19 protein-coding genes and 1 pseudogene are annotated in these 23,585 nt (G+C 75.2%); 9 read left to right on the top strand and 11 right to left on the bottom strand.

Annotation, left to right across the window (positions count from 1 at the left end; translation table 11 throughout):
- Window positions 1-31 precede the first annotated feature (31 nt).
- Window positions 32-394, top strand: a complete 363-nt coding sequence (locus ABZY13_RS15810) for a metalloregulator ArsR/SmtB family transcription factor (protein ID WP_356630910.1) — start codon at window positions 32-34, stop codon at window positions 392-394.
- Window positions 395-413: 19 nt separating this feature from the next.
- Here the strand turns inward: ABZY13_RS15810 and ABZY13_RS15805 are convergent.
- The 3 genes and pseudogenes from ABZY13_RS15805 to ABZY13_RS15795 all read right to left on the bottom strand — a co-directional run.
- Window positions 414-587, bottom strand: a pseudogene (locus tag ABZY13_RS15805) (4-hydroxybenzoate 3-monooxygenase); the annotation flags it as partial.
- 259 nt (window positions 588-846) lie between these two features.
- On the bottom strand, window positions 847-1,413 hold the full coding sequence (locus ABZY13_RS15800) for a DinB family protein (RefSeq protein ID WP_356630908.1): 567 nt from the start codon (window positions 1,411-1,413) through the stop codon (window positions 847-849).
- A 107-nt stretch (window positions 1,414-1,520) separates the two neighbouring features.
- Window positions 1,521-1,928: a CoA-binding protein gene (locus tag ABZY13_RS15795; protein WP_356631034.1), complete on the bottom strand. Its 408-nt coding sequence runs from the start codon at window positions 1,926-1,928 to the stop codon at window positions 1,521-1,523.
- A gap of 238 nt (window positions 1,929-2,166) precedes the next feature.
- Here ABZY13_RS15795 and ABZY13_RS15790 point away from each other — a divergent pair, with 238 nt between their 5' ends.
- From ABZY13_RS15790 to ABZY13_RS15770, 5 genes are all read left to right on the top strand, one after another.
- Window positions 2,167-2,886 (top strand): hypothetical protein, encoded by a 720-nt coding sequence (locus ABZY13_RS15790; RefSeq protein ID WP_356630906.1) that lies wholly within the window; start codon window positions 2,167-2,169, stop codon window positions 2,884-2,886.
- Window positions 2,883-3,428 carry a histidine phosphatase family protein gene (locus tag ABZY13_RS15785; RefSeq protein WP_356630904.1) on the top strand — a complete coding sequence of 182 codons (546 nt, stop codon included), beginning with the start codon at window positions 2,883-2,885 and terminating at the stop codon, window positions 3,426-3,428. The genes ABZY13_RS15790 and ABZY13_RS15785 overlap by 4 nt, the downstream gene beginning before the upstream one ends.
- Before the next feature lie 238 nt (window positions 3,429-3,666).
- Window positions 3,667-4,293, top strand: coding sequence for a YigZ family protein (locus ABZY13_RS15780; RefSeq protein ID WP_356630902.1), 627 nt, complete (start codon window positions 3,667-3,669; stop codon window positions 4,291-4,293).
- A 148-nt stretch (window positions 4,294-4,441) separates the two neighbouring features.
- Entirely contained in the window at window positions 4,442-5,605 is a 1,164-nt protein-coding gene (locus tag ABZY13_RS15775; protein ID WP_356630900.1) for an exonuclease SbcCD subunit D, read from the top strand.
- Window positions 5,602-8,631: an SMC family ATPase gene (locus ABZY13_RS15770; protein WP_356630898.1), complete on the top strand. Its 3,030-nt coding sequence runs from the start codon at window positions 5,602-5,604 to the stop codon at window positions 8,629-8,631. Before ABZY13_RS15775 ends, ABZY13_RS15770 begins: the two co-directional genes overlap by 4 nt.
- On the opposite strand, the gene ABZY13_RS15765 is transcribed toward ABZY13_RS15770, so the two are convergent.
- Window positions 8,592-9,038, bottom strand: a complete 447-nt coding sequence (locus tag ABZY13_RS15765; RefSeq protein WP_356630896.1) for an Lrp/AsnC family transcriptional regulator — start codon at window positions 9,036-9,038, stop codon at window positions 8,592-8,594. The two genes, ABZY13_RS15770 and ABZY13_RS15765, sit on opposite strands and share 40 nt — an antisense overlap.
- A gap of 93 nt (window positions 9,039-9,131) precedes the next feature.
- Here ABZY13_RS15765 and ABZY13_RS15760 point away from each other — a divergent pair, with 93 nt between their 5' ends.
- The gene (locus ABZY13_RS15760; protein ID WP_356630894.1) at window positions 9,132-9,608 is read left to right on the top strand and encodes a rhodanese-like domain-containing protein; all 477 of its coding nucleotides are present in this window, start codon (window positions 9,132-9,134) and stop codon (window positions 9,606-9,608) included.
- 54 nt (window positions 9,609-9,662) lie between these two features.
- Here the strand turns inward: ABZY13_RS15760 and ABZY13_RS15755 are convergent, their stop codons facing one another.
- Together ABZY13_RS15755 and ABZY13_RS15750 are read right to left on the bottom strand one after the other, a co-directional pair.
- Window positions 9,663-11,354 carry a DUF885 domain-containing protein gene (locus ABZY13_RS15755; RefSeq protein ID WP_356630892.1) on the bottom strand — a complete coding sequence of 564 codons (1,692 nt, stop codon included), beginning with the start codon at window positions 11,352-11,354 and terminating at the stop codon, window positions 9,663-9,665.
- A gap of 33 nt (window positions 11,355-11,387) precedes the next feature.
- Window positions 11,388-11,891 (bottom strand): Lrp/AsnC family transcriptional regulator, encoded by a 504-nt coding sequence (locus tag ABZY13_RS15750; protein WP_356630890.1) that lies wholly within the window; start codon window positions 11,889-11,891, stop codon window positions 11,388-11,390.
- 60 nt (window positions 11,892-11,951) lie between these two features.
- Between ABZY13_RS15750 and ABZY13_RS15745 the strand changes: the two genes are divergently transcribed.
- Complete coding sequence (locus tag ABZY13_RS15745) at window positions 11,952-13,157, top strand: PLP-dependent transferase (RefSeq protein WP_356630888.1); 1,206 nt, start codon at window positions 11,952-11,954, stop codon at window positions 13,155-13,157.
- 364 nt (window positions 13,158-13,521) lie between these two features.
- Here ABZY13_RS15745 and ABZY13_RS15740 read toward each other — a convergent pair whose 3' ends face one another.
- The 4 genes from ABZY13_RS15740 to ABZY13_RS15725 all read right to left on the bottom strand — a co-directional run bounded on the left by ABZY13_RS15740 (window position 13,522) and on the right by ABZY13_RS15725 (window position 20,879).
- Window positions 13,522-14,901, bottom strand: coding sequence for a GNAT family N-acetyltransferase (locus ABZY13_RS15740; RefSeq protein ID WP_356630886.1), 1,380 nt, complete (start codon window positions 14,899-14,901; stop codon window positions 13,522-13,524).
- Between the two features lie 189 nt (window positions 14,902-15,090).
- On the bottom strand, window positions 15,091-17,748 hold the full coding sequence (locus ABZY13_RS15735; RefSeq protein WP_356630884.1) for a DUF6493 family protein: 2,658 nt from the start codon (window positions 17,746-17,748) through the stop codon (window positions 15,091-15,093).
- A complete protein-coding gene (locus tag ABZY13_RS15730; RefSeq protein ID WP_356630882.1) occupies window positions 17,745-19,151 on the bottom strand; it encodes an SWIM zinc finger family protein in 1,407 nt (468 codons plus the stop codon). Before ABZY13_RS15730 ends, ABZY13_RS15735 begins: the two co-directional genes overlap by 4 nt.
- 141 nt (window positions 19,152-19,292) lie before the next feature.
- Window positions 19,293-20,879, bottom strand: coding sequence for an alkaline phosphatase D family protein (locus ABZY13_RS15725; protein ID WP_356630880.1), 1,587 nt, complete (start codon window positions 20,877-20,879; stop codon window positions 19,293-19,295).
- Window positions 20,880-21,581: 702 nt separating this feature from the next.
- Between ABZY13_RS15725 and ABZY13_RS15720 the strand changes: the two genes are divergently transcribed.
- A complete protein-coding gene (locus tag ABZY13_RS15720; protein WP_356630878.1) occupies window positions 21,582-22,343 on the top strand; it encodes a GntR family transcriptional regulator in 762 nt (253 codons plus the stop codon).
- A 54-nt stretch (window positions 22,344-22,397) separates the two neighbouring features.
- Here the strand turns inward: ABZY13_RS15720 and ABZY13_RS15715 are convergent, their stop codons facing one another.
- Window positions 22,398-23,552, bottom strand: a complete 1,155-nt coding sequence (locus ABZY13_RS15715; RefSeq protein WP_356630876.1) for an ROK family transcriptional regulator — start codon at window positions 23,550-23,552, stop codon at window positions 22,398-22,400.
- Window positions 23,553-23,585 lie beyond the last annotated feature (33 nt).

Raw genomic sequence — 23,585 nt, 5'->3', positions numbered from 1 at the left:
CGTACCCGGGGAGCGGCATCATCATGTGCGTATGAGCGCACGCATGCACCTGTCACCTGCGCATGATGCGCAGCCGCACCCGTCCGGCGAGGAGCGGTTCGCGCTCGCCGCGGACCTGCTCGCTCTGCTCGGCGACCGGACCCGGCTGACGCTGCTGCACGCCCTCAGCGCCGGGGAGGCCGATGTCACGACGCTCACCGGCAGTTGCGGGGGCGCGGCCCGGCCGGCGGTCAGCCAGCATCTGGCGCGGCTGCGGCTCGCGGGACTCGTGGACACCCGCAAGGAGGGCCGCCGGGTGGTCTACTCCCTGCGCGACGGCCCCGTCCGCCGGCTCGTGGACGAGGCGCTGGGCATCGCCGACCACGGGCTCCGTGACGGCCCGCCGCACGACTGACCGCGCGGTCAGGCATGCGGGTGCCGAGGTACAGCTCGGCGAACGCCGCCGCGGCGGCGGGGGAGTCGAAGACGCGGCGCAGCTTCGCTCGTGCCGTGCCCGCCCGGAACGGGTCGCCCTAAGCGGCCCCGTGGAACACCTCGGACGGCCAGTGCGAGAACTCCTGGTAGTCCCGGACGCGTGCCAGGCAGGCCGCCGGGTAGCGACGGACGCCGCCCGCAGGACGTTGCCGAGCGCCAGCCCGGCGGGTCCGACGCCCACGACGACGGCCGGGACGATGCGGTCGGGGCGGAGGAGCCGGCGTGCGGCGGGGTGGGGGAGGTCACGCGGAGATCATGGGGGCGGGCGGTGTGGCGGGGCAGGGGCGCGGGCGCCCCTGCCTCCGCCGGACCTGCCGGATCGGTGCCGGAGCCGGGTCCCGACCCGTCGTCCGGGCGGGCCGCCTCTCGCGGTCAGCCCGCGACAGCCGGCGGATGGACGGCGCCTCGCTGGAGGCGGAGCTGGCCGATCTCCGCGACGTTCTTCATCAGTTCGGCGTTCACCCAGGCGATCATGTGCGCGAGGGTGTGCCGGGGGTCGTTCTGCCACGGGAACGGGGCGGTCGAGTCCAGGTCGGCATCGGTCAGCCGGTCCAGGGCCGCCAGCCAGTCCGCGCGCAGGCCCCGCAGCCACTCGACGGCCGGCTCGCCCGCACCCGGCCAGACCACCTCGCCCCGCTCGCGGGGCGCTCTGCCCCCGGCATGGTCGATGGCCACGCCCCACCACCAGCCGATGTGCCAACTCAGCCAGCCGATGGTCGGTACGGGAACGGGGTCGGGCTCGCTCTCGGCCCAGTCCGGAATCCACGTTCCGTCCTCGGCCCGGCGTACGGTCCAGCAGTTCGCGACGGGCTCCCACAGGAAGTCGTCGGGTTCGAGCCTGTCCAGGTGGTACTCGAACAGCGACCAGGTCAGGTCGAACTGCCAGCGGAGCAGGCCGAGCGCGGAGGGCGGCACAGGTTCGTTTCGGGGATCGGACACCGGCCGACCTTCGCACACGTCGACGCCGTGGGGAATCGAATTGTTCGCCGGCATACGGACCGGACGGCGCCGGCGGTCCTGAGCCGGGGCGCGGTGTCGGAACGCGCTCAGCCCAGGCGCGGGATCTCGATCGCGGGGCAGCGGTCCATGACCATGTCCAGGCCGGCCGTGCGGGTCCGGTCGTAGGCCGCCTCGTCGACGACGCCGAGCTGGAACCAGACCGCCCTGGCGCCCTTGGCCACCGCCTCGTCGGCGATGCCCCCGGCGAGGTCGCTGTTGACGAAGACGTCGACCACGTCCACGTCGAAGGGGATGTCCGCGAGGGAGGCGTAGCCCTGTTCGCCGTGCACCGCCTCCGCCTTGGGGTGGACGGGCACGATCCGCTTGCCGAAGCGCTGGAGCGTGCGGGCGACGCCGTACGCCGCGCGGTCCTGGTTGGCCGACAGACCCACCACGGCCCATGTGTCGCCCAGCTCCGTGAGGATCCTGCGGACCGCCGCGTCGTCGCCGTACACCATGAGCACTCCTCGCGCCTCGTCGCCCTGCGGCCGGTCGGCGCCGGCCGTCGACCGTACAACGGGCGGACGCCCGCACGGATTCCCGTCCGTGCCGGTTGTCCTGTGTGCAAGGGGAGGCAGGGCGTGGATTTCCGGTCCCCGTCGTCTGCCCTGCCTGCAACGGGGAGCCCGCATGGTTTCCGGGCCCGTGCCCGTCCGCCCTGCGCGCCGGCGCCGGTCCGCCTACGCTCGCCTTGTGCTGCGCATCATCGACGCCCGGACCGGCGAACCGGTCGCCCCCTACGCCGCCCGGCGGGCGCCCACCCGTGTGGAGGCCCATGTGCCGGGCGCCGATCTCACGGGCCTGCGGGTGCTGCTGGCCGCCGACGTCCTCGTCCGCGCCCTCGAACTCGGCGGCACTCCGGTGTGGTGCGTGCTCTCCGGTGCGGACCGTGCGCAGGAGCTGCGCGCCGCCGCCGCGTCCCTCGGCATCCGCCCCTTCGAGGACCGCCGCGGCGCGGACGCAGGGCCGGTGGAGCGGCAGGTCGTGCATGTGGCGGCGGAGGGGCACGGCACGCCGGACGGGGTGAGGCTGGCGGTGGCGGCCGTGGAGCCGCCCGGGATCGTGCCGGGGCCGGACCCGGCCGCCCTGCGGCTGGCCTTGCTGTCCGGGTCGAGAACCGTGCCGCTGCGGCTCGACGGGACCGCCGTCGCCGAGGCCGGCGACACCCTCGCCCGCTGGCGGAGTGCGGTCGCCGCGTGGGCGCGGCAGCCGTCGAGGCCGGTCCCCGAAGACGTCCGCGCGCGGCTCGCGGACGCCTGGGAGGACGACCTGGACGTCCCCGCGGTCCTGGACGTCCTGCGCGAAGTGGAGAGCCGCGCGGACCTGCCGGACGGCGCGCGGTTCGAGACGTACGCCTACGCCGACCGGCTGCTCGGTCTCGAACTCGTGCGCGACGTGGGAGCGTCGGGGTGACGCCGCGCGCGGGAGCGGGTCCGCTGCGCCGGCTGGTGGTGCTGCGGCACGCCAAGTCCGCCTGGCCGCCGGGCGTCCCCGACCACGAGCGCCCGCTCGCGCCCCGCGGCCTGCGCGACGCCCCGGCCGCCGGGCGCGCGCTCGCCGACGCCGACTGCCTGCCCGACCTCGCCCTGTGCTCCACCGCCGTACGCGCCCGGCGGACCTGGGAGCTGGCGTCCGCGCAGTGGGGCGCCCCGCCGCCCGTACGGCACGACCGGCGGCTGTACGGGGCCGACGCGGACGCCCTGCTCGAGGCCGTGCACGAGGCGCCCCCGGAGGCGGGGACGCTGCTCCTGGTCGGGCACAACCCGGGCCTTGAGGACCTGGTGCTCACGCTCGCCGGAGACGGTCTGGACGACGCGCTGGAACGGGTCCGGGTGAAGTTCCCGACCGCGGCCGTCGCCGTGCTCGCCTGGCACGGCACGACCTGGCGGGACCTCACGCCCGGCACGGCACTGCTGACGGCGATGACCGCGGCGCGCGGCGAGAAGCGGCGGTAGCGCGCCCCGGGGCGGCCGTGGCCGGTCGCGGCGCACGCGCGGGTGGCCGCATGGGCGGGAGGCGGAAGGGGCCGTGGCCGGTCGCGGCGCGCGCGTGCGGTACGGGCGGCCGACGGTGAGGCGGCGTGGTCGTCACGGCCGCAGGGCGCGCGCGCGTGCGAAGCGGCGGCCGGTCGTCGGGAGCAGGGCCCGGCCGCCGGGCGGGAGGGCACGCGCGCGTGCGGCATAGGCTGTCCCGATGCAGGACGAGTACCGCACCGTCGCCCGCGCGGGCGTGCACGAGACCGAGATCAATCGCTCGCGCTTCCTGTGCGCCCTCGCCCCCGCGGCCACCGAACGGGAGGCCCAGGAGTTCATCGCGGCCGTGCGCAAGGAGCACGCCGACGCCACCCACAACTGCTGGGCGTACGTCATCGGCGCCGACGCCGGCATCCAGAAGGCGAACGACGACGGGGAACCGGGCGGCACCGCGGGCCTCCCCATGCTCCAGATGCTGCTGCGCCGCGACATGCGGTACGTCGTCGCCGTCGTCACCCGGTACTACGGCGGGGTCAAGCTCGGCGCCGGCGGCCTGATCCGGGCGTACGGCGGAGCGGTCGGGGAGGCACTGGACAGCGTCGGCACCCTCACCCGCCGCCGGTTCCGGCTGGCCACGGTGACCGTCGACCACCAGCGCGCCGGCAAGATCCAGAACGACCTCCGGGCGACCGGCCGCGCGGTGCGGGACGTGCGCTACGGGGAGGCGGTCACGATCGAGATCGGGCTGCCGGACGCCGACGTGGACGCCTTCCGCGGCTGGCTCGCCGACGCCACCGCGGGCACGGCCGGCTTCGAGCTGGGCGGCGAGGCGTACGGGGACGTGTGACCTGCACCGCATCAAAACACGGCGACAAAAGGGTACTTGTCATAGCTGGCGCCATATGTCCGTAATATGCGGCCGGTTGGCGGGCGTCGCGGGGTGACGCGGGAGTAACCGCCCGGGTTGTCGGACCCGGCTGTTAGTTTCGGGAATCATGAGATTGCTGCACACGTCCGACTGGCACCTCGGCCGGGCCTTCCACCGGGTGAGCATGCTCGGCGCCCAGGCCGAGTTCATCGGCCGCCTCGTCGCCACCGTGCGGGAGCGCGACGTGGACGCCGTGGTCGTGTCCGGAGACGTGTACGACCGGGCGGTGCCGCCGCTGGCCGCGGTCGAGCTGTTCGACGACGCCCTGCACCGGCTCGCCGACCTCGGCGTGCCGACGGTGATGATCTCCGGGAACCACGACTCGGCCCGCCGCCTCGGCGTCGGCGCCGGGCTGATCCGCCGCGCGGGCATCCACCTGCGCACCGACCCCTCCCACTGCGGTACGCCCGTCGTCCTCTCCGACGAGCACGGCGACGTGGCCTTCTATGGGCTGCCGTATCTCGAACCCGCCCTGGTGAGGGACGAACTGGGGGTGGAGAAGGCGGGGCACGAGGCAGTGCTCGCCGCCGCCATGGACCGGGTCCGCGCCGACCTCGCCACCCGTCCCGGGGGCACGCGGTCCGTCGTCCTCGCCCACGCCTTCGTCACGGGCGGCCAGGCCAGCGACAGCGAGCGGGACATCACCGTCGGCGGAGTGGCCGCCGTCCCGGCCGCCGTGTTCGACGGGGTGGACTACGCCGCCCTCGGGCATCTGCACGGCTGCCAGACCATCACCGACCGCGTGCGCTACTCCGGCTCCCCGCTCGCCTACTCCTTCTCGGAGGCCGGCCACCGCAAGAGCATGTGGCTCGTCGACCTCGACGCCGACGGAACCGTCACCGCCGAGCGCGTCGACTGCCCGGTACCGCGCCCGCTGGCCCGCATCCGCGGCACCCTGGAACAGCTCCTCGCCGACCCGGGCCTCACCCGGCACGAGCAGTCGTGGGTCGAGGCCACCCTCACCGACCCGGTGCGCCCGGCCGAGCCCATGGCCCGCCTCACCGTGCGCTTCCCGCACGCCCTCAGCCTCGTCTTCGACCCCGACCGGGCCCCCGACGAGCCCGGCGTGTCCTACGCCCGCCGCCTCGCCGGCCGCAGCGACCAGCAGATCGCCGAGGACTTCGTCGCCCATGTGCGCGGCGCCGGCCCCGACGAGCACGAACGGACCGTGCTGCGCGACGCCTTCGACGCCGTGCGCGCCGAGCGGACCCTCACGGAGGTGGCGCGGTGAGGCTGCACCGGCTCGACATCACCGCCTTCGGACCCTTCGGCGGCACTCAGGGCGTCGACTTCGACGCCCTGTCCGCGGCCGGCCTCTTCCTGCTGCACGGACCGACCGGCGCCGGCAAGACGTCCGTCCTGGACGCCGTCTGCTACGCGCTGTACGGCGCCGTACCGGGCGCCCGCCAGAGCGGGCAGGGCATCACCCTGCGCAGCGACCACGCCCCACCCGGCACCCGCACCTCCGTCACCCTCGACCTCACCGTCGCCGGCCGCCGGCTGGAGATCACCCGCCGGCCCCCCTGGGAGCGCGCCAAGAAGCGCGGCAAGGGCACGACGCTCGACAAGGCCGAGACCTGGCTGCGCGAGCACGACCCCGTCACCGGCGCCTGGAAGGACCTCAGCCGCTCCCACCAGGAGATCGGCGAGGAGATCACCCAGCTGCTCGGCATGAGCCGCGAGCAGTTCTGCCAGGTCGTCCTGCTGCCCCAGGGCGACTTCGCCCGCTTCCTGCGCGCCGACGCCGAGGCCCGGGGCAGACTGCTCGGCCGGCTGTTCGACACCCAGCGCTTCGCCGACGTCGAGAAGCGCCTCGTCGAACGCCGCCGCGCCGCCGAAGCCGGGGTGCGCGACGCCGACGCGGCGCTGCTCGCCGAGGCGCACCGCATGCAGCAGGCCGCCGGCGACGCCATGGAGCTGCCCGAGCTGGCGCCCGGCGACCCGGGCCTGGCCGACGCCGTCCTCGGCGCCGCTGCCGTCGCCCGCAGCACCGCACGCGAGCAGCTCGACATCGCCCGCTGCCGCCTCGCCGCCGCAGAGGCCGCCCGCGCCGCCGCCGGCCACACCCTGGACGACGTCCGTGAAGTCGCCCGCCTCCAGCGCAGGTTCGCCGACGCCACCGAGCGGGCCCGGCTGCTGCAGGCACGGTCCGACGCCCACCACGCGGACCGGCAGCGCATGGAACACGCCCGCAAGGCCGAGGCCGTGGCGCCCGCGCTGGAGCTGCGCGAGGCCGCCGAAACCGAACACCGGCGGGCGGTCGCGGCCGACGCACGCGCGCGTGCCGCGCTGCCCGACGCCCTCGCCGAGGCCGAGGCGGCGGGGCTCACTGCCGCCGCGCGCCGCACCGCCGAGGAACTGGGCGGCCTCGCATCCGCCCGCCGCGCCGAGCGGCGCCTCGCCGAACTCCGCGCCGAACGCGCCGACCTGGACCGTCAGGAACGCGCCGACGCGGAGCTGCTGGAGGAGGCCGAGGTATGGCTCGACGGTTGGGAGGCCGTACGCGGCGCCCTCCAGGAGCGCGTCGACGCCGCCCAGGAGGCCGCCTCGCAGGCCGAGCAGCTCGCCGTGCGCCGCGAACCCGTCCAGCGGCGGCTCGACGCCGCGCGGCTGCGTGACCGGCTGGCCCGCGACACCGAGGCCGCCCAGCGCACCGCACTCGCCTCCGCCGAGACCGCCCTGCGCGCCCGCACCCACTGGCTGGACCTCAAGGAACAGCGCCTGAGCGGCATCGCCGCCGAACTCGCCGCGAACCTCCGGGACGGCGAGCCCTGCGCCGTCTGCGGGGCCACCGCACACCCCGCCCCCGCGCGGAAGGTCGCCGGACACGTCGACCGCGCCGCCGAGGAAGAGGCCCTGGCCGCCTACCAGCGCGCCGACGAGGCACGCGCCGAGGACGAACGGCGACTGGGCCTCGTACGCGAGGCGCTGGCCGCCGCTGCCGCCGAGTCGGGCGACACGCCCACCGACCGGCTCGCCCAGGAGACCGAGGAACTGGAGCGGCAGTACGCGCGCGCCCGCCGGGACGCCTCCGGGCTGCACGCCGCCCACGAGGAACTGCGCCGGGCCGAGCAGGAGTACGAGCGGCGGATCGCCGACCGGCAGCGGGCCGCCGTCGGCACCGCCTCCCGGCTGGCACGCCGGGAGGCCCTGGAGCGTGAACACACCTCCCTGGAGGCAGAGTTGACGCTTGCACGCGGCGCCGCGGCCAGTGTGGCCGAGCGCGCCGCCGAACTGGAGTCGCGGGCCGCACGGCTCACCGAGGCCGCCGAGGCCGCCCGCGCCGCCGAGGACACCGCGCAGCGGCTCAAGGACGCCGACGCCCGGCTCGCCGACGCCGCCTACCGCGCCGGCTTCGACACCCCCGCGAGCGCCGCCGCCGCGCTGCTGGACGACGCCGCCCACCGCGAGCTGCAACGACGGCTGGACGCCTGGCAGGCCGACGAGGCCGCCGTACGCGCCGTGCTCGCCGAAGAGGACGCCGCTGCCGCCGCCCGCCGGCCCGCCGCCGACCCGGACGCGGCGGAGCGCGCCGCCGCCGAGGCGGACCGGCGGGTGCGCGCCGCCGCCTCCGCGTGCGACGCCGCCGCCCGGCGCTGCGCCGAACTCGACCGGCTCTCCGCCCGCGCGGCCGCCGCCGTGCGCCGGCTCGGGCCACTGCGCGAGGAGTACGACCGGGTGTCCCGGATGGCCGGGCTCGCGGCCGGCACCTCCGCCGACAACGAGCGCCGGATGCGCCTGGAGGCGTACGTCCTCGCCGCCCGCCTGGAACAGGTCGCCGCCGCCGCGACCGCGCGGCTGCTGCGGATGTCGTCCGGCCGCTACACCCTCGTTCACTCCGACGACCGGTCCGGACGCGGGCGCAGCGGCCTCGGCCTGCACGTCGTCGACGCGTGGACCGGACGCGAGCGGGACACGGCGACCCTGTCGGGCGGCGAGACCTTCTTCGCCTCCCTCGCCCTCGCCCTCGGCCTCGCCGACGTCGTCACCGACGAGGCGGGCGGCGTCCGCCTCGACACCCTCTTCATCGACGAGGGCTTCGGCAGCCTGGACGACCAGACGCTGGACGAGGTCCTGGACGTGCTCGACTCCCTGCGCGAGCGTGACCGCAGCGTCGGCATCGTCAGCCACGTCGGCGATCTGCGCCGCCGCATCCACGCCCAACTCGAGGTCGTCAAGGGCAGATCGGGGTCGACACTGCGGCAGCGCGGCACCGGTCAGCGGCCGAGCGGACGCCCCGGCAGCGGCGAGGAGTAGACGACGCTGGTGGTCACCGAGCCCAGCGCGGCGATCTTCCCCGAGACCTCCTCCAGATGGCGCATCGAGCGCGTGGCGACCTTGATGACGAAACAGTCGTCGCCCGTGACGTGATGCGCCTCCAGGATCTCGGGCGTCACCGCGACGAGGTCGTGGAACGGCTTGTAGTTGCCGGTCGGATAGCGCAGCCGCACGAAGGCCAGGACCGGCAGGCCGAGGCGCTCCGGGTCGACCACCGCCGCGTAGCCCTTGATGATCCCCGCCTCCTCCAGGCGGCGCACCCGCTCGGTGACCGCGCTCGCGGACATCGAGACGGCCCGGGCCAGTTCGGCGAAACTGGCCCGTCCCTCCCGCTGCAGGACGTCGAGAATGCGCCAGTCGGTGGCGTCCGGGGAATACGCGGTCATCCCCGAGAGATAACAGGGAAATCCCCGGTCGAGCAAGCAGAACGCCGGGGATCGCGGCTTCAAGGGCCGGGACGGCCGCCGTACCTTTCTGGCATGACCTCCACCACCAGCGTGAACCCCGTCCTGCGCGTCGCCCCCGCCCTCCCCGCCGACGCCGCCGCCCACTTCCGGGCGAGCCTCGCCTTCCACGCCGACGTCTCCGATGTCGCCGCCGCCCTCTCGGCCGGCGGCGACCCCGGGTTCGTCCTCCTCGACTCCCGCTCCACCGAGGCCTGGGACCAGGGCCACGTCCCCGGCGCCGTCCATCTGCCGACCGCGCTCGTCCCGGAGCGGGCGGAGCGGCTCCTCGACCGGTCCGTGCCCGTCGTCACCTACTGCTGGGGCCCCGGCTGCAACGGCGCGACCCGCGCCGCCCTCGCGCTCGCCGAACTCGGCTACCGCGTCAAGGAGATGCTCGGCGGTTTCGAGTACTGGGTGCGCGAGGGCTTCGCGTACGAGACGTGGCAGGGCACGGAGCGCCGTCCCGCCGATCCGCTCACCGCGCCCGCCGGGGCCGACTGCGGCTGCTGAACGGGCCGTTGGGAGGGCCGTCGGGAGCGGCTCGACGGGTCGCCGGGGAGCGGCTCACAGCGCCGACAGCTCGTCCACCAGGTCGTCCAGGCCGAGGGAACCCTGCGACAGGGCCGCCATGTGCCAGGCCTTGAGGTCGAAGGCGTCGCCGTGCCGCCTGCGCGCGTTCTCCCGGCCCAGCAGCCACGCCCGCTCGCCCAGCTTGTAGCCGATCGCCTGACCGGGAATCGTCAGATAGCGGGTCATCTCGCTCTCGACGAAGTCCGCGGGCCGGCTGGTGTGCGCGCCGAAGAACTCCTGTGCCAGCTTCGGGGTCCAGCGCTCTCCCGGCCGGAACGGCGAGTCCGCGGGGATCTCCAGCTCCAGGTGCATGCCGATGTCCACGATGACCCGCAGCGCGCGCATCATCTGCGCGTCGAGATAGCCCAGCCGCTCCTCCGCGTCGGCGAGGAAGCCCAGCTCGTCCATCAGACGCTCCGCGTACAGCGCCCAGCCCTCGGCGTTGGCGCTGACCATGCCGACGGTGGCCTGGTACCGGGAGAGGCTCTCGGCGACGTGCACCCACTGGGCGAGCTGGAGGTGGTGGCCCGGCACGCCCTCGTGGTACCACGTCGACACCAGGTCGTAGACCGGGAACCGGGTCGCGCCCATCGTCGGCAGCCAGGTGCGGCCGGGACGCGAGAAGTCCTCCGAGGGACCGGTGTAGTACGGCGCCGCCGCGCTGCCGGCCGGGGCGATGCACGACTCCACCCGCCGCACCCGCTCGGCGAGTTCGAAGTGCGTGCCGTCCAGCGCCTCCACCGCCCGGTCCATCAGGTCCTGCAGCCACTGCCGGACCTCGTCGACGCCCTCGATGTGCCGGCCGTGCCCGTCGAGGTGGGCGAGCGCCTCCCACGGCGTCCCGGCGCCGGGCAGGATCTTCTCGGCCTCCTGCCGCATCTCGGCGTGCAGCCGGTGGAACTCCGACCAGCCGTACGCGTAGGCCTCGTCCATGTCGAGGTCGGTGCCGTTGTAATACCGCGCCCAGCGGGCGTACCGCTCGCGGCCCACCGTGTCCGGGGCGCCCTCGATCGCCGGGGCGTACGTGCCGCGCAGCCAGTCGCGCAGCTCCGCCACGGCCGCGGTGGCCGCACGGGCGGCGTCGTCCAGCTCCGGCCGCAGCGCCCCGGGGCCGGCGGACGCGAACTCCTCGAACCAGCCGCGACCCGCGCCGTCGGACTCCGTCCACTCGCCGAGCTGCCCGATGAGCGCGGCCGTCGGCCGGGGCGCCCCGTACAGCTCGCGCTCCAGCCCCAGCGCCAGGGACGCGCGGTAGCCGGCCAGCGCCGCCGGCACCGCCCGCAGCCGGGTCGCCACGGCGGCCCAGTCCTCGTCCGTCGCCGTCGGCGTCACGGTGAACACCTCACGCACATGGTGCACGGGCATACCGAGGTTGCCGACCGCGCGCAGCCCCTCGCCGGCGTCGTGCACGGCGAGTTCGGCGGTGAGCCGCTCGCGCAGCAGGCGCGCGCACCGGCGCTCGGCGTCACTGTCCGCGCCGGGCCGCCGCTCGGCCTCGGCCAGCCGAGCGAGGGTGCGGCGCGCCAGCTCCGCCACCGCCTCCTGCCCCTCGGGCGAGAGGTCGGGCAGGCGGCTCGAACTCTCCTTCACACCCAGGTACGTTCCGGTGATCGGGTCGAGGGCGACGAGGTCGTCGACGTAGGCGTCGGCGATCTCACGGGGCAGCGGGTTCTCGGTCTCTGACATGCGGACCATCCTCGTACGAGGGCCCGCCGGGCGTCATCCGGATTGAGCCGGGACCGACGGTCCGCTCCCCGGCGGCAGCAGCGGGCCGCAGTCCCACTGCTGGAAGATCAGCCGGGTCTCCACCCGGGCCACCTCCCGCCGTGCCGTGAACTCGTCCAGGACCAGTCGCTGCAAGTCCGTCATGTCGGCGACCGCGACATGGACGAGATAGTCGTCCGGCCCGGTCAGATGGAAGACGGTCCGCGACTCCGGCAGCGCCCGGATCCGCTCCACGAACGGCCCCACCAGCTCCCGCCGGTGCGGCCTGACCTGCACCGACAGCAACGCCTCCAGCCCGCGGCCGAGTTTGGCCGGATCCAGGCGCAGCTGATGCCCCAGGATCACGCCCGCCCGCCGCAACCGCGTCACCCGGTCCAGACACGTCGACGGCGCGACGCCGACGTGCGCCGCGAGCTCCCGGTAGGTCGTCCGGGAGTCGTTCTGCAACAGGCGCAGCAGATGCAGGTCCACCGGATCCAGTACGACAGATTCCGCCATCGGCCGAACGTAGCACGGGATGGGACCCCCATAACCCGCGCGGTGTTCACGCTTCGCCGCATGGACTCACGCAGGCACGCCGACGACGACACACCCCTCGTACCGAGAGCGCTGGCCACCGAGGCCGTGCACGCGGGCCGCGACGACCTCGCCGCCCTCGGACTGCACGCCCCGCCCATCGACCTGTCCACCACCTATCCCAGCCGCGACAGCCGCGACGAGGCCGCCCGGATCGACGCCTTCGCCGCCACCGGCGCCGAACCGGACGGACCGCCCATCTACAGTCGGCTCGGCAACCCCACCGTCGCCCGCTTCGAGACGGCCCTCGCCCGGCTGGAGGGCACCGAGGCGGCCGTCGCCTTCGCCAGCGGCATGGCCGCCCTGAGCGCGGTCCTCCTCGTCCGCTCCTCGCTCGGGCTGCGCCACGTCGTGGCGGTACGGCCGCTGTACGGCTGCAGCGACCATCTGCTCACCGCCGGCCTCCTCGGCTCGGAGGTGACCTGGACCGACCCGGCGGGCGTCGCGGACGCCCTGCGCCCCGACACCGGGCTGGTCATGGTCGAGACCCCGGCCAACCCGACGCTCGCCGAGATCGATCTGCCCGCCGTCGCCCACTCCTGCGGCTCCGTCCCGCTGCTGGTGGACAACACCTTCGCCACACCCGTCCTGCAGCGGCCGGCGGGGATGGGGGCGCGGCTGGTGCTGCACAGCGCCACCAAGTACCTCGGCGGGCACGGGGACGTGATGGGCGGAGTCGTCGCCTGCGACGAGGAGTTCGCGGGCCGGCTGCGGCAGGTGCGGTTCGCCACCGGCGGGGTGCTGCATCCGCTTGCCGGGTATCTGCTGCTGCGGGGCCTGGCGACCCTGCCGGTGCGGGTGCGGGCCGCGTCGGCGACCGCCGTCGAACTGGCCCGCCGCCTCGCCGCCGACCCGCGCGTCGCCCGTGTCCACTATCCGCGCATCGGCGGTGCGATGATCGCCTTCGAGGTGCACGGCGACCCGCACGCCGTCATCGGCGGCGTCCGCCTCGTCACGCCCGCCGTCAGCCTCGGCAGCGTCGACACCCTCATCCAGCACCCGGCGTCCATCAGCCACCGCATCGTCGACGCCGACGACCGGCGGGGCGCGGGCGTGAGCGACCGGCTGCTGCGGCTGTCGGTGGGCCTGGAGGACGTCGAGGACCTGTGGGCCGACCTGGACGGGGCGCTCGGCGGACGGCCGACCGGGTCGACGGGCCGGTACGACGGGGAGACGGCAGCCGTGTGAGCGACGGCTCGGCGCAGGAACGGGCGCGACAGCCGTGGTCCGGACGTCGTCGGTCGCGGTCCGCTCCCGGTCTCGGCAGCGCGGCCGGGAACGGACCGCGGCTCCGTTCCCGGCCGCTCGGTGGCCCTGCTCCGCATCGGCGGGAGCAGGACGCGCGCCTCTTCGATCGGCCGGGGCGGCGACCGGAGCGCCACGACGGGCCGACGGCGGTGAGGGCGGGGGCCGCGTCGGCACCTGCGCGGCGGCAGCCGTGGGAGGCGTGCGGGGCCGGCGCCATGGCCGGCCGGGCCGGTTCCCGAAGGCGGAGGCCCTGTGTCCGGGCGGAACGGCCTCACGCCGGCCGCCCGGACGCGGTCGCGTCGCCTCAGTCCCGGCTGACCGGCAGGCCGAACCGCTGCTGGTCGTACGGCAGACCCGAGCCGACCGCCGTCGTGTCCAGCCGGGCCGTGATCACCAGGGTGCCCTCCTCGATCTGGTAGTCGAGGGGCAGCCCCAGCCCCCGCATGGCCGCGACCATGCCGGTGTTGGACGCCTGCGTCACCGCGTACACACCGGCGCAGTTCGCCTCGACGGCCATCGCGACCAGCCGGCGCAGCAGTTCGCTGCCGATGCCGCGCCGCTGCCACTCGTCCTCGACGAGCAGCGCGACCTCCGTCTCGTCGCCGTCCCACAGCAGATGACCGAGCCCGACGATGCGACCCGAGGCGGTCTGCACCGCGAGCGTCCGGCCGTGGCGCGGGCTGAGCAGGTGGTCGAGGTAGCGGTCCGCGTCGCCGACGGGTCCGTGGTAGCGCATCGACAGGGTCCGCTCCGAGCAGCGCTCGTGCATCTCCTTCGCCGCCTCCAGGTCGCCGGTGTCGGCCCGCCGCACGGTGATGGCGTTGCCCTGCGGCAGCGTCAGCACGTCCTGGCTGCGCGGAATGCGCGGCCCGAGGCGGGCGTCCAGCTCGACCAGGGCCCGGGCCCGCGCGAACTCGGTCGGCGTGAACGGGAGATAGGGGCGCTCGACCGTGATGACGCCGCCCTCCGGCGCCCGCAGCCGGATCACGGTGTCCTCCAGGACGCCCTCCACCGGTACGCCCTCCGTGGGCTCGCCGCTGCGGCCCGGTGCGGCGGGCAGCGAGCGGATGGTGCACCGGCCCAGCAACTGGCGCAACGCCAGCGGCAGTTCCGCGGCGTCCAGCGCGGTGCGGGTGGCGAGGCCCAGGATGCGGGTGGGGGCGTCGACCAGATCGTGGGCGTCGGCCCGCTCGATCCAGGTCCCCGTGCCGCCCGCCTGCGCGACCGCCCGGGTGATGTCGGAGGCGGCGAGGTCACCGGGCGCCCGCAGCAGGAACTCGTCCACCGTGCCCCGGCCCAGCGGGTGCGTCTGCAGGCTGAGAATGTCGACCCGGCGCCCGGCCAGGGCCGTGCACAGCGCCGCCAGCGAGCCCGGTTCGTCCTTCACCGTCGTCCGCATCCGCCACAGCGCGCCGTCCCCGGACCGCTCGGGCTGCGCGGACCGCCCGGCCTGCTCCTCGGCGGAGGGCGGCCGGGCGTCGGTATCACTCGTCGGCGGTGCGTGGCCGTGGCGGCGTGCCCACCACACGTGGAAGGCGGCCGTGGCCAGCAGGACGGCCGCGGAGACGATCAGCAGCGCCGGACCGTCGGGCCCGTGCCCGATCATGTTGGCCACGGCGTCGGCCACCGCCACGGCGGTGAACAGCGCGGCGAGTTCCACCACGTCCCGTCGCCAGTGGTGCACTGGGCGCCCGTTCCTGGCGCGCCTCACATCAGACAGTTCTCGACTCATGCAGCCACTGTGAAGGAAGGGTGTTGCGCGATCACGAACGCTCTGTGACCGATGGGTAAAGCATACTTTCCGCACCATTTATTGCTCTTTCTACAACTGTGGTGCGGACCGCCCGGGTACACGGCGTCGTTGATCAGCGCGTCAGGCCGCGACCTCCTCGACCAGCGCGACATGCAGCCGACGGGCCTGCGTCACCAGGCGTGACGAGCCGCGCCGGGCCGCCGCCCGGGCGAGATGCGGCAGTTCACCGCGGGCCCCGGACCGCTCGGCGCACTCCGCCGCCACCGCCAGCAGATCGCCCAGCCCGCGGGCCGGCGCGGCCGGCTCTCCGGTGGCGAGGTCCGCGAGGAGCACGGGCAGCGCCTGCCGGAGAACCGTCCATACCGTGGCATTCGCTCCGGTGGCCGCGGCCGTGCGCACCGACTCCGCGAGCCGCAGCGGCTTCACCGCCCCGCGGCGGACCAGTTGACCGAGGTCCGCGCCCAGCAGGTTGGCGTCCAACTGCCCGCGCGCGGCGAGCACCAGCAGCGCGTCCACGGCGGCGAGCCGGTCCTCCGGATGCCGGGCTCCGAGCCCGTACGCCACCCCGAGGTGGACGGCGTCGCCCGCCCCGCCGCCGGACTCGGCGAGCAGGGGCAGTACGGCGGCCGCGCCCCGGCCGTCGTCCACGGCGACGGACGACAGGTCGCGCAGCAGCCGGGCCGCCACCCACTCGCGCCGCTCCGGGAGCAGTGCCAGCCAGTGACCATGCACCAGGTTGTTCCAGTGGGGGCAGTACCGCCCGTCCCCGAAGGAGCCGAGAGGCCCGCCCAGCGACCGGAACTCCTCCGGGAACCCCTCCCGCAGCTCCGGCACTTCACCCAGCTCGACCAGCACACGCGAGCCGAACGTCCGCCGGCCGGACGCGGGCGCGGCGGGCGGCCCGGAAGCGAGCCACGCGGCGAGACGCGCCCCCTCCGCAGTGCCGAGGCTGGCCGCGCGCCGGGCCGCCGCACCGGCCGCGTCCCGGTCCTCCCGTCGCACCCGCAGCAGCGCCTGCGCGAAGTCCGCGGCCGACACCCGGGCGCCCAGGCGCCGGTAGGCGTCGAGCCGGTCCACCAGCTCGTCCGGCTCCAGCAGCCCCGTGCTCCAGGTCGGGGTGGAGAGCAGGAAGGGCAGCGGATCGGTGTGTATCCGGTACGCCACCTCCCACAGACGGTGCTCGAAGGCCCGGGCGAGGGCGCCGTGCACGCGGTCGCGGCCGGACGTGCCGGTCCGGACGCGTGCGTGCAGGGCGGCGGTGGGGACCTGGCCGCACAGGGTGGCCAGCAGCATGTCCAGGGCGTCGTCCGCGCCGAGCACGGCATGCCGGTCGGAGCCGAACCGGGCCTGGGCGTACACCGGGTCGGTGCTGTGCCACCAGCGGCGGGCGAGGACCGGCTCCAGGGCCTCGAGCAGCGCCTCCCGGTCCCGGTGGGCGTGCCGCACCAGACCGTCCAGCGCCCGCTCGAAACCCGCGACGCCCGGCTCGGACGCCAGGGCCGCGCCCACCTCCTCGGCGACCTCGACGGCCGTCTCCGGCGCGGGCGCCAAACGCATCGGCTCCGGCACCGGCGGCAGGATCTCCTCGTACGCCGCCACGTCGGCGCCCGGAGCCGCGATGCCCAGCGCGCCGGCCGCACGCGAGCGCAGGGCGGGAATCAACTGCCCGGCCGACACCGCCAGTTCCTCGCGCGCGTCCGGCGAGCGGAGCGTGCCCGCGTGCCGCTCCACCAGCTTGAGCGCCCGCTCCTGCACGTCGGAGTCCTCGTGCCCGAAGGCCTGCGCCACCGCGGGCAGCAGTTCGTCGGCCGAGGACGCGTCGCGCGCCAGCACCTTGCCGAGCAGCACCAGCTGCGCCCGGACGAGCTTCTTCTCCGTGCGGAACAGCACCGCGCCGGACAACTCCGCGAGCCGGGCGGCGGGCAGCTCGCCGTCCAGGGCCAAGGCCGCGAGGACGGACTGGGCGTGCGCGGCCACCGGGGACGCCGCCGCGGCGGCCAGCGCCAGCCAGTCGGCCGTCCGCTCCCGCTCCTCGGCCCGGGTCGGTGCCAGAGACTTCAGCAGCCGCAGGAACACCCGCTGGTCCGCCGTCGTCCCGCCGCGCAGCAGCTTCGCCACGCACGCGTCGACCGTGGCGGCGCGGTCCAGCGCCCCGTCCGCCGTGAGCAGCGCCAGAGCTCCGGTCCAGCTGTTCGGACCGGAGCCGTCCGCCCACTGCAACCGCCCGCCGATGTCGTCCGTCTCGAAGAGCGCCGCGACCATGGTGCGCAGGTGCGGGTCCCGCCGCAGCCGTTCGTGCAGCGAACCGCCGTGCTGCCAGGTGCCGATGTGGTGGTCCACCCAGCCCCGGACATAGGCGTCCGTCGTCGGCACCGGGCAGCCGGAGAGCCGGACCAGCCCCGCCATCAGCTCGTACGGCACACCCGAGGCAGCGGGACGCTGCGCCAGCCGGTGCGTCACCTCCCCGAGCCAGCCGGGCTCGCGGTCCCCGAGCACGTGCAGCAGCACGCCGGGGGAGACCCGCGACCAGCGCATGTCGGCGGCGGCGATCCAGGTCGCCACGCCCGCCGCGCCGGTCTGGCAGGCCGCCCCCGCCGCGTGCAGCGCGGGATGGGCGCGCCGGGACGCCGCGTCCCAGGGCGCCGCCCGCAGCTCCTTGCGCAGCGCCCGCAATTCCGGGAAACAGGCGCGCCGTTCGGCGTCCGTCATCCCCTCGAGCAGCCCCACCGCCTCGGCCGTACGGCCCGCCCGGACCGCCGCCATCAGCTCAGCACTCATCGCACACCCCCGTCGACCCGAACCCCGGCCTGCTCCACGGCGGATCCCCGCCGCACCATGCGCACCGCCAGCGCGTGCTTGCACGGCCCGCGCCCACCCCGGTATCTCGCCCACCACGGGCAACTGCACGACAGCGCCCCCGAGGCGTCGCGCACCCGGTGGACGTGCCCGTCCTCCGCCGTCACCGTCGCCACCGCGCCGTCCAGGGCCACCGCCCCGGCCGCCACCAGCGCACGCGCGGAACGCAGCCGCGGATTGTGCCGCTCCACCCGTTCGGCGTCGTAGGGCAGCTCCCGGTGGAAGTAGGCCGCCTCCGCCACGTCGTACCCGACACGCCCCGACGTGCCCAGCCGCACCAGCGCCGCCCGCACCCGCTCCGCGCTCAGGCCCGACGCCGCGGCCAGGTCGGCGGCGTCCACGCGCGGCTCCCACGCCAGCAGCACCGAGACCAGCTCCGCGTCCTCGGCGGCCTCGCCGGCGGTGAGCGGGTCCAGCACCCCGCCCTCGCCGGAGAACCCGCGGGAGGCGTCCGGGGACAGCGTCAGCGTGAGCCGCATCCCGGGCAGCACGGCCTCCCACGCGGCGGCCGTGGCCGGGGCGCCGCCCGTCACCGCCGGCCCGTAGACCCGCAGGGCGGTCGCATGGCGCAGCACCCGCTGGAGCGCGGCCAGCCGCTCCGGGCCGGGCAGGCACACCGCGCCCGGCACCGCCCGCGTCGTCGGCCGCAGCCCGCCGCGCACCGGTACGACCCACTGCGCGCCGCCCGACGCTCCGCGCGCCCCGCCGCGGGGCAGCGCCCGCAGGAACCGCACCGCCTCGGCGGCCGGCAGCTCGGCCCGCAGGTCGAAGCCGGCCGCGATCACCTGGGCCTCGGCGAAGCCGCGCAGCCAGCGGTCGGGCAGCGGCACCCTCTTCTCCACCACCGGCCCGTCCACCGTGGTCACCGCCAGCTCGTCCGGGCCCACCCGCATGTGCAGCGGATCGGCGGGGCCGGTCCGCGAAAGCGCCTCCCGCAGCGGGTTGTTGACGTCGACGTTGGTCGTGCCGTGCCCCACCTCGCCGCCGTCGAGACCCGCCTCGAGCACGTCCAGGCGCGCGTACACCCCGCCGCAGCCGGAGAAGGACTCGAAGCGCAGCCGATCGCCGTTGCCCGTGACGACCGGATCGAGCGAAGCGCGCAACTGGCGCTGGTAGTAGCGCGCTGCGGCGACGTCCGCCACCGCGAGCAGCGCCGCCGAAGCGACCTGCGGGGACGTCAGAAAGCCCGCGAAGAACTGCGGGTGGTCCCGCACGCCGGACGGGGTGGCGCCCCGGGAGGTCTCCAGTCCGAGGCGGCGTCCGTCGGCCGCGGACTCCAGCACGGAGGGTCGTCGATAGGCCACGGCCTGTACGGATCGCGTCATGGGAAAACCGTAGAGGCGACCACTGACAGTCGGTCTGACCTGCGAAAACCCGGCTTGCGCGGGCGAGTTGGCAGGCGCAGGGCCGCGCCGCGCACCGCGGGATGACGACGGTGCGCGGCACGGTCTTCGAGAGTACGGGACCTACTGCCCGACCAGACCCGGCTGCAGCACCTTCGTGAACAGCGCCGTGCCGTCCTGCTCGCGCAGACGCACCGTCAGCTCGGCGGTGTCGCCGTCGATGTCGACCTCGCCGAAGAACTGGTAACCCTCGGCCGGGGAGACGTTCGCCCGCGGCGGCGCCTTCACGAAGACGCGCTCCGGGCCGAAGGTGCCGTCCAGGGCGTTCGCCGGGAAGGAGCCGGCGTTCAGCGGGCCGGAGACGAACTCCCAGAACGGCTCGAAGTCCGTGAACGCGGCCCTCGACGGCTGGTAGTGCTGCGCCGACGTGTAATGGACGTCGGCCGTCAGCCAGACGGTGCCCGTGATCCGCCGGTGCTTGATGAACCGCAGCAGCTCGGCGATCTGCAGCTCACGGCCCAGCGGCGCGCCCGGGTCGCCCTGCGCCACCGCCTCGAAGTGCGGCCGGCCCTCGCCCGAGTCCGGCACCACGAGGCCGAGCGGCATGTCGGAGGCGAGCACCTTCCACACCGCCCGGGACCGGGACAGCTCCTTCTTCAGCCATTCGAGCTGCTCACGGCCGAGGATGCCCTGCGGGTCGGCCGTCTGGTCGTCGGTGGAGTTGGCGTTGCGGTAGGTGCGCATGTCCAGGACGAACACGTCGAGCAGCGGGCCCTGGCGCAGCACGCGGTGGACGCGGCCCTCCTCGGCGCCGGGCCGCAGCGTGGAGATCGGGTAGTACTCGGCGAACGCCCGCCGGGCGCGCTCCACCAGCGTGTCCACGCTCTTGACGGTGTAACGGGCGTCGGACTGGGAGATCGTCTGGCCCGGGTACCAGTTGTTGCGGACCTCGTGGTCGTCCCACTGGACGATGGAGGGCACCTGGGCGTTGAACCGGCGCAGGTTCTCGTCCAGCAGGTTGTAGCGGAAGTTGCCGCGGAACTCCGCCAGCGTCTCGGCGACCTTTGCCTTCTCCTGCGTGGTGACGTTGCGGTAGACGCCGCCGTCGGGCAGGGCGGCGGTGGCGGCCAGCGGACCGTCGGCGTAGACGGTGTCGCCGCTGAACAGGAAGAAGTCGGGGTCGAGGCCGGCCATGGCGTCGAAGATGCGGTAGCCGCCGATGTCCGGGTTGATGCCCCAGCCCTGGCCCGCGAGGTCGCCGGACCAGACGAAGCGCACGCCGTCGCGGCGGTTCACCGGCACGGTGCGGAAGGTGCCGGTCACGGGTTCGCCGGTGCGGCGCGGGTCGTCCGGATCGGCGAGCAGCACGCGGTAGTGGATCTGCTCGCCGGGCGGCAGTCCGCGCAGCCGGGTGGTGCCGGTGAAGTCGGTGTCCGCGCCGAGCAGCGGGCCGTGCAGGCGGCGGGGGTTGCGGAACGACTCCGTCGCGGACGTCTCCACGATCATCCGCGCGGGCCGGTCCGACCGCACCCACACCAGCCCGGAGTTCGCGGTGACGTCGCCCGTCTGCACCCCCCACCCGGCGTTGGGCCGCCCCGACAGGGCGAGGGCCGGGGCGCCCCCGAGACCGACGGGCAGGGTGAGCGCGGCGGACGCGGCGAGGGAGCCCCGCAGCACACTGCGGCGACCAGGGAAGGGACGGTGTGACATGGGCGCGCCTCCAGGACGGGGAAGGATCCGGCCAATTGCGATGCCATGACTACTGGGACGCCGCAGCGCCCGCGCAAACCGGAAGTGAACAACGGCCCCAGGGCGGTGGGCCCCGGTCGCGGTCCGGCCCCGTTCGCCCCGGCCCTGCTGCCGTCCCGGTGCGGCATCATCGCCTGCCCTGCTGCCCTGCTGCCCTGCTGCCCTGCTGCCCTGCCGCCGTGTCCGGCCCGGCTCGTCCGCGTCCCTGTCGCAGAGGCGGCACGGCCACCCGTCCGCGCGGGCGCGCGATCCCGGGCCGGACCACCGAGGGGCGTCCGCAACACGGATTCACGGCGGCCGGCGGTACCCCGGCGCGCACGCCGCCCCCGATCAGAGTGCGCGCCACGCGCAAGGGGCCGCCGCGCACCCGCCCACCTCCGTACCCGTCACCTGCTCCCGTCGAATGGAGCCCCTCGCCGGGGCTCGGCTGGCCGGACGCGGCACGGACCTTGTCGACACTCGCTACCGGCGGGTAGCTCCCCGCGGTGGGGATGCCCGGCCGCGTCCGGTGGCGTGAGTCCACGTGTGTCCGTGCGTGTCCGGCATAAGGGATTGGTCTTGACCAAGGGTGAGGGTCGCCCTATGGTCGCAGATAAGTGCAACAACCTTTAATAAACAAGGGCGCTGAAACGCCGGCGGAACACGGCGATTGCGGAGGACAGGGTGGGGACCACGCAGCTCGAATCGGTGCCGGAGCCCAAGTACTGGCATCTCAAGACCGTGCTCACGGAGGCACTGGACTCCGAGTTCTCCGTCGGCGAGATCCTGCCCAACGAACGCGACCTCGCGGCCCGCTTCGGCGTCGCCCGAGCGACGCTGCGCCAGGCCCTGGAGCAGCTGGAACTGGAGGGCAGGCTGCAGCGCCGCCGCGGCGTCGGCACGACCGTCGCCCCGCCGCGCGTGGGCGTTGCCGTCGGCTCCGAGCAGCACGCCTGGCCCGGCGCGCCCGGGGACGCCTGGCAGCCCGTCGACTGCACGGTCGCGGCGCCGCCCTCGCCCGTCGCCGCGGCCCTGGAGACCGGCCGGGACCGGCCGGTGCACACGGTGCGCCGCACCCGCACGACCCACGGCCAGCCCGTCGCCGCCGAGCTGCTCTACGTGCCCGAGTCCTCGGTGCCCGCCCTCTCCGCCATCGACGCCCCCTCCGGACCGGCACGCGCGCGTGCCGTCCTGCGCGAACTGCAGCGGCTGGAGCTGGAGGGCCGGGACAGCGCGGTGGAGCTGGGCTCGGCCCGCGCCGACGACGCCAAGGAACTCGACCGGCTCCCCGGCGCTCCCGTCCTCGTCGTCACCACCCGCTTCCTCGCCGAGGGCCGCACCGCGGCGCTCTCCGTCGCCACCTACCGCGCCGACACCTGCCGGCTCACCTTCGGCGACTTTGGCGGCGTGGAGATCCACCAGGATCCGCAGCCCCGCGCCTCCTGATCCCGGCGCCCCGGCACGCGCTCCCGGACGATCCGCCGGGGCACGCGCCGCCCGCTACCGGCGCGCGGTCGGGCCCTCCACCGCGAACAGCTGTTCCTCCACGTGGTCCAGCGCCAGCCGAAGCGCTCCCGTCGCGACGGCCGCCTCGCCGAGCAGGGACAGCGTCACCTTCGGCGGACGCAGACAGTAGCGCGCGAGCTCGCGACGCAGCGGGTCCAGTACGCCGTCCAGTCCCGCGGCCCAGCCTCCTATGACGACCAGCTCGGGGTCCAGCGCCAGCGCCAGCGCGGCCACGTCGTGCACCAGTCGCTGAATGAACCGGTCCACGGCCGCGCGGGCCCGCTGATCGCCCTGACGGGCCTGCGCGAACACGTCGGCGACCGCCTGCTCGTCCAGCGGATGCAGCGGCTCGTCCGTGGTCGACAGCAGCGTCTCCGGCGTGGCCTCGCGGCCCAGCAGGTGCAGCGCGCCGATCTCCCCGGCCGCTCCGCCGTAGCCCCGGTGCAGCCGTCCGCCGATCAGCGAACCGGCGCCCGGGCTCAGCCCCGCCAGCACGAACACCACGTCGTCCGACTCGGTAGCGGCCCCCTTCCAGTGCTCGGCGACCGCCGCCGCGTTGGCGTCGTTCTCCACCAGCACCGGGCACTTGAAGGAGCGGCTCAGCCGTTCGCCCAGCCGCAGCCCCGTCCACCCCGGCAACGCCGTGCTCAGCCGCACGGTGCCGTCCGCCTCGACGATCCCCGGCGTGCCGACGCCCACCGCCCGCAGGCTGCCGCGGGAGACACCGGCCCGGCGCAGCAGCTCGGCCACCGCGGTGCGCAGCCGCTCCAGCCGCTCGTCGGCGTGCACGGTCTCGTCCACGTCCTTGGCCTGCGCGCCCACGACCCGTCCGTCGAGGTCGGACAGGAGCGCTGCGACGCGGTGCACCCCGATCTCCAGCCCGAGCAGATGACCGGCCTCCGCCCGGAACCGGAACCGCCGGGCCGGGCGCCCCTGCCGCCGTGCGGCGCCCTCCTCGGCCGCCTTCTCCACAACGAGGCCCGCCTCTATCAGCCCTTCGACCACGCCCTCGACGGTCGGCCGGGACAGTCCCGTCACCCGGGTGATCTCGGTCAGCGTCGCGCAGTCCGTGGCACGCAGCGCGTGCAGCACCACCGCGGAGTTGATCCTTCGCAGCAGCGAGGGATCCCCGCCGGTCAGCCGCCCCAACGTCCGTCCTCCCAGCTCGTGCGCGTGTTGGGC

This window comes from Streptomyces sp. NPDC006610 (genome assembly GCF_040611575.1).
Lineage (GTDB): Bacteria > Actinomycetota > Actinomycetes > Streptomycetales > Streptomycetaceae > Streptomyces.
Note: the sequence above shows the minus strand (reverse complement) of the source record. Positions and strands in the feature narration are given on the sequence as shown.

What these genes read in the sequence shown, in the direction of transcription:
- ABZY13_RS15810 (WP_356630910.1), top strand. Translation starts at nt 32, where the DNA reads ATGAGCGCACGCATGCACCTGTCACCTGCGCATGATGCGCAGCCGCAC.
- ABZY13_RS15780 (WP_356630902.1), top strand. Translation starts at nt 3,667, where the DNA reads ATGCAGGACGAGTACCGCACCGTCGCCCGCGCGGGCGTGCACGAGACC.
- ABZY13_RS15775 (WP_356630900.1), top strand. Translation starts at nt 4,442, where the DNA reads ATGAGATTGCTGCACACGTCCGACTGGCACCTCGGCCGGGCCTTCCAC.
- ABZY13_RS15765 (WP_356630896.1), bottom strand. Translation starts at nt 9,038, where the DNA reads ATGACCGCGTATTCCCCGGACGCCACCGACTGGCGCATTCTCGACGTC.
- ABZY13_RS15760 (WP_356630894.1), top strand. Translation starts at nt 9,132, where the DNA reads ATGACCTCCACCACCAGCGTGAACCCCGTCCTGCGCGTCGCCCCCGCC.
- ABZY13_RS15755 (WP_356630892.1), bottom strand. Translation starts at nt 11,354, where the DNA reads ATGTCAGAGACCGAGAACCCGCTGCCCCGTGAGATCGCCGACGCCTAC.
- ABZY13_RS15750 (WP_356630890.1), bottom strand. Translation starts at nt 11,891, where the DNA reads ATGGCGGAATCTGTCGTACTGGATCCGGTGGACCTGCATCTGCTGCGC.
- ABZY13_RS15745 (WP_356630888.1), top strand. Translation starts at nt 11,952, where the DNA reads ATGGACTCACGCAGGCACGCCGACGACGACACACCCCTCGTACCGAGA.
- ABZY13_RS15735 (WP_356630884.1), bottom strand. Translation starts at nt 17,748, where the DNA reads ATGAGTGCTGAGCTGATGGCGGCGGTCCGGGCGGGCCGTACGGCCGAG.
- ABZY13_RS15730 (WP_356630882.1), bottom strand. Translation starts at nt 19,151, where the DNA reads ATGACGCGATCCGTACAGGCCGTGGCCTATCGACGACCCTCCGTGCTG.
- ABZY13_RS15725 (WP_356630880.1), bottom strand. Translation starts at nt 20,879, where the DNA reads ATGTCACACCGTCCCTTCCCTGGTCGCCGCAGTGTGCTGCGGGGCTCC.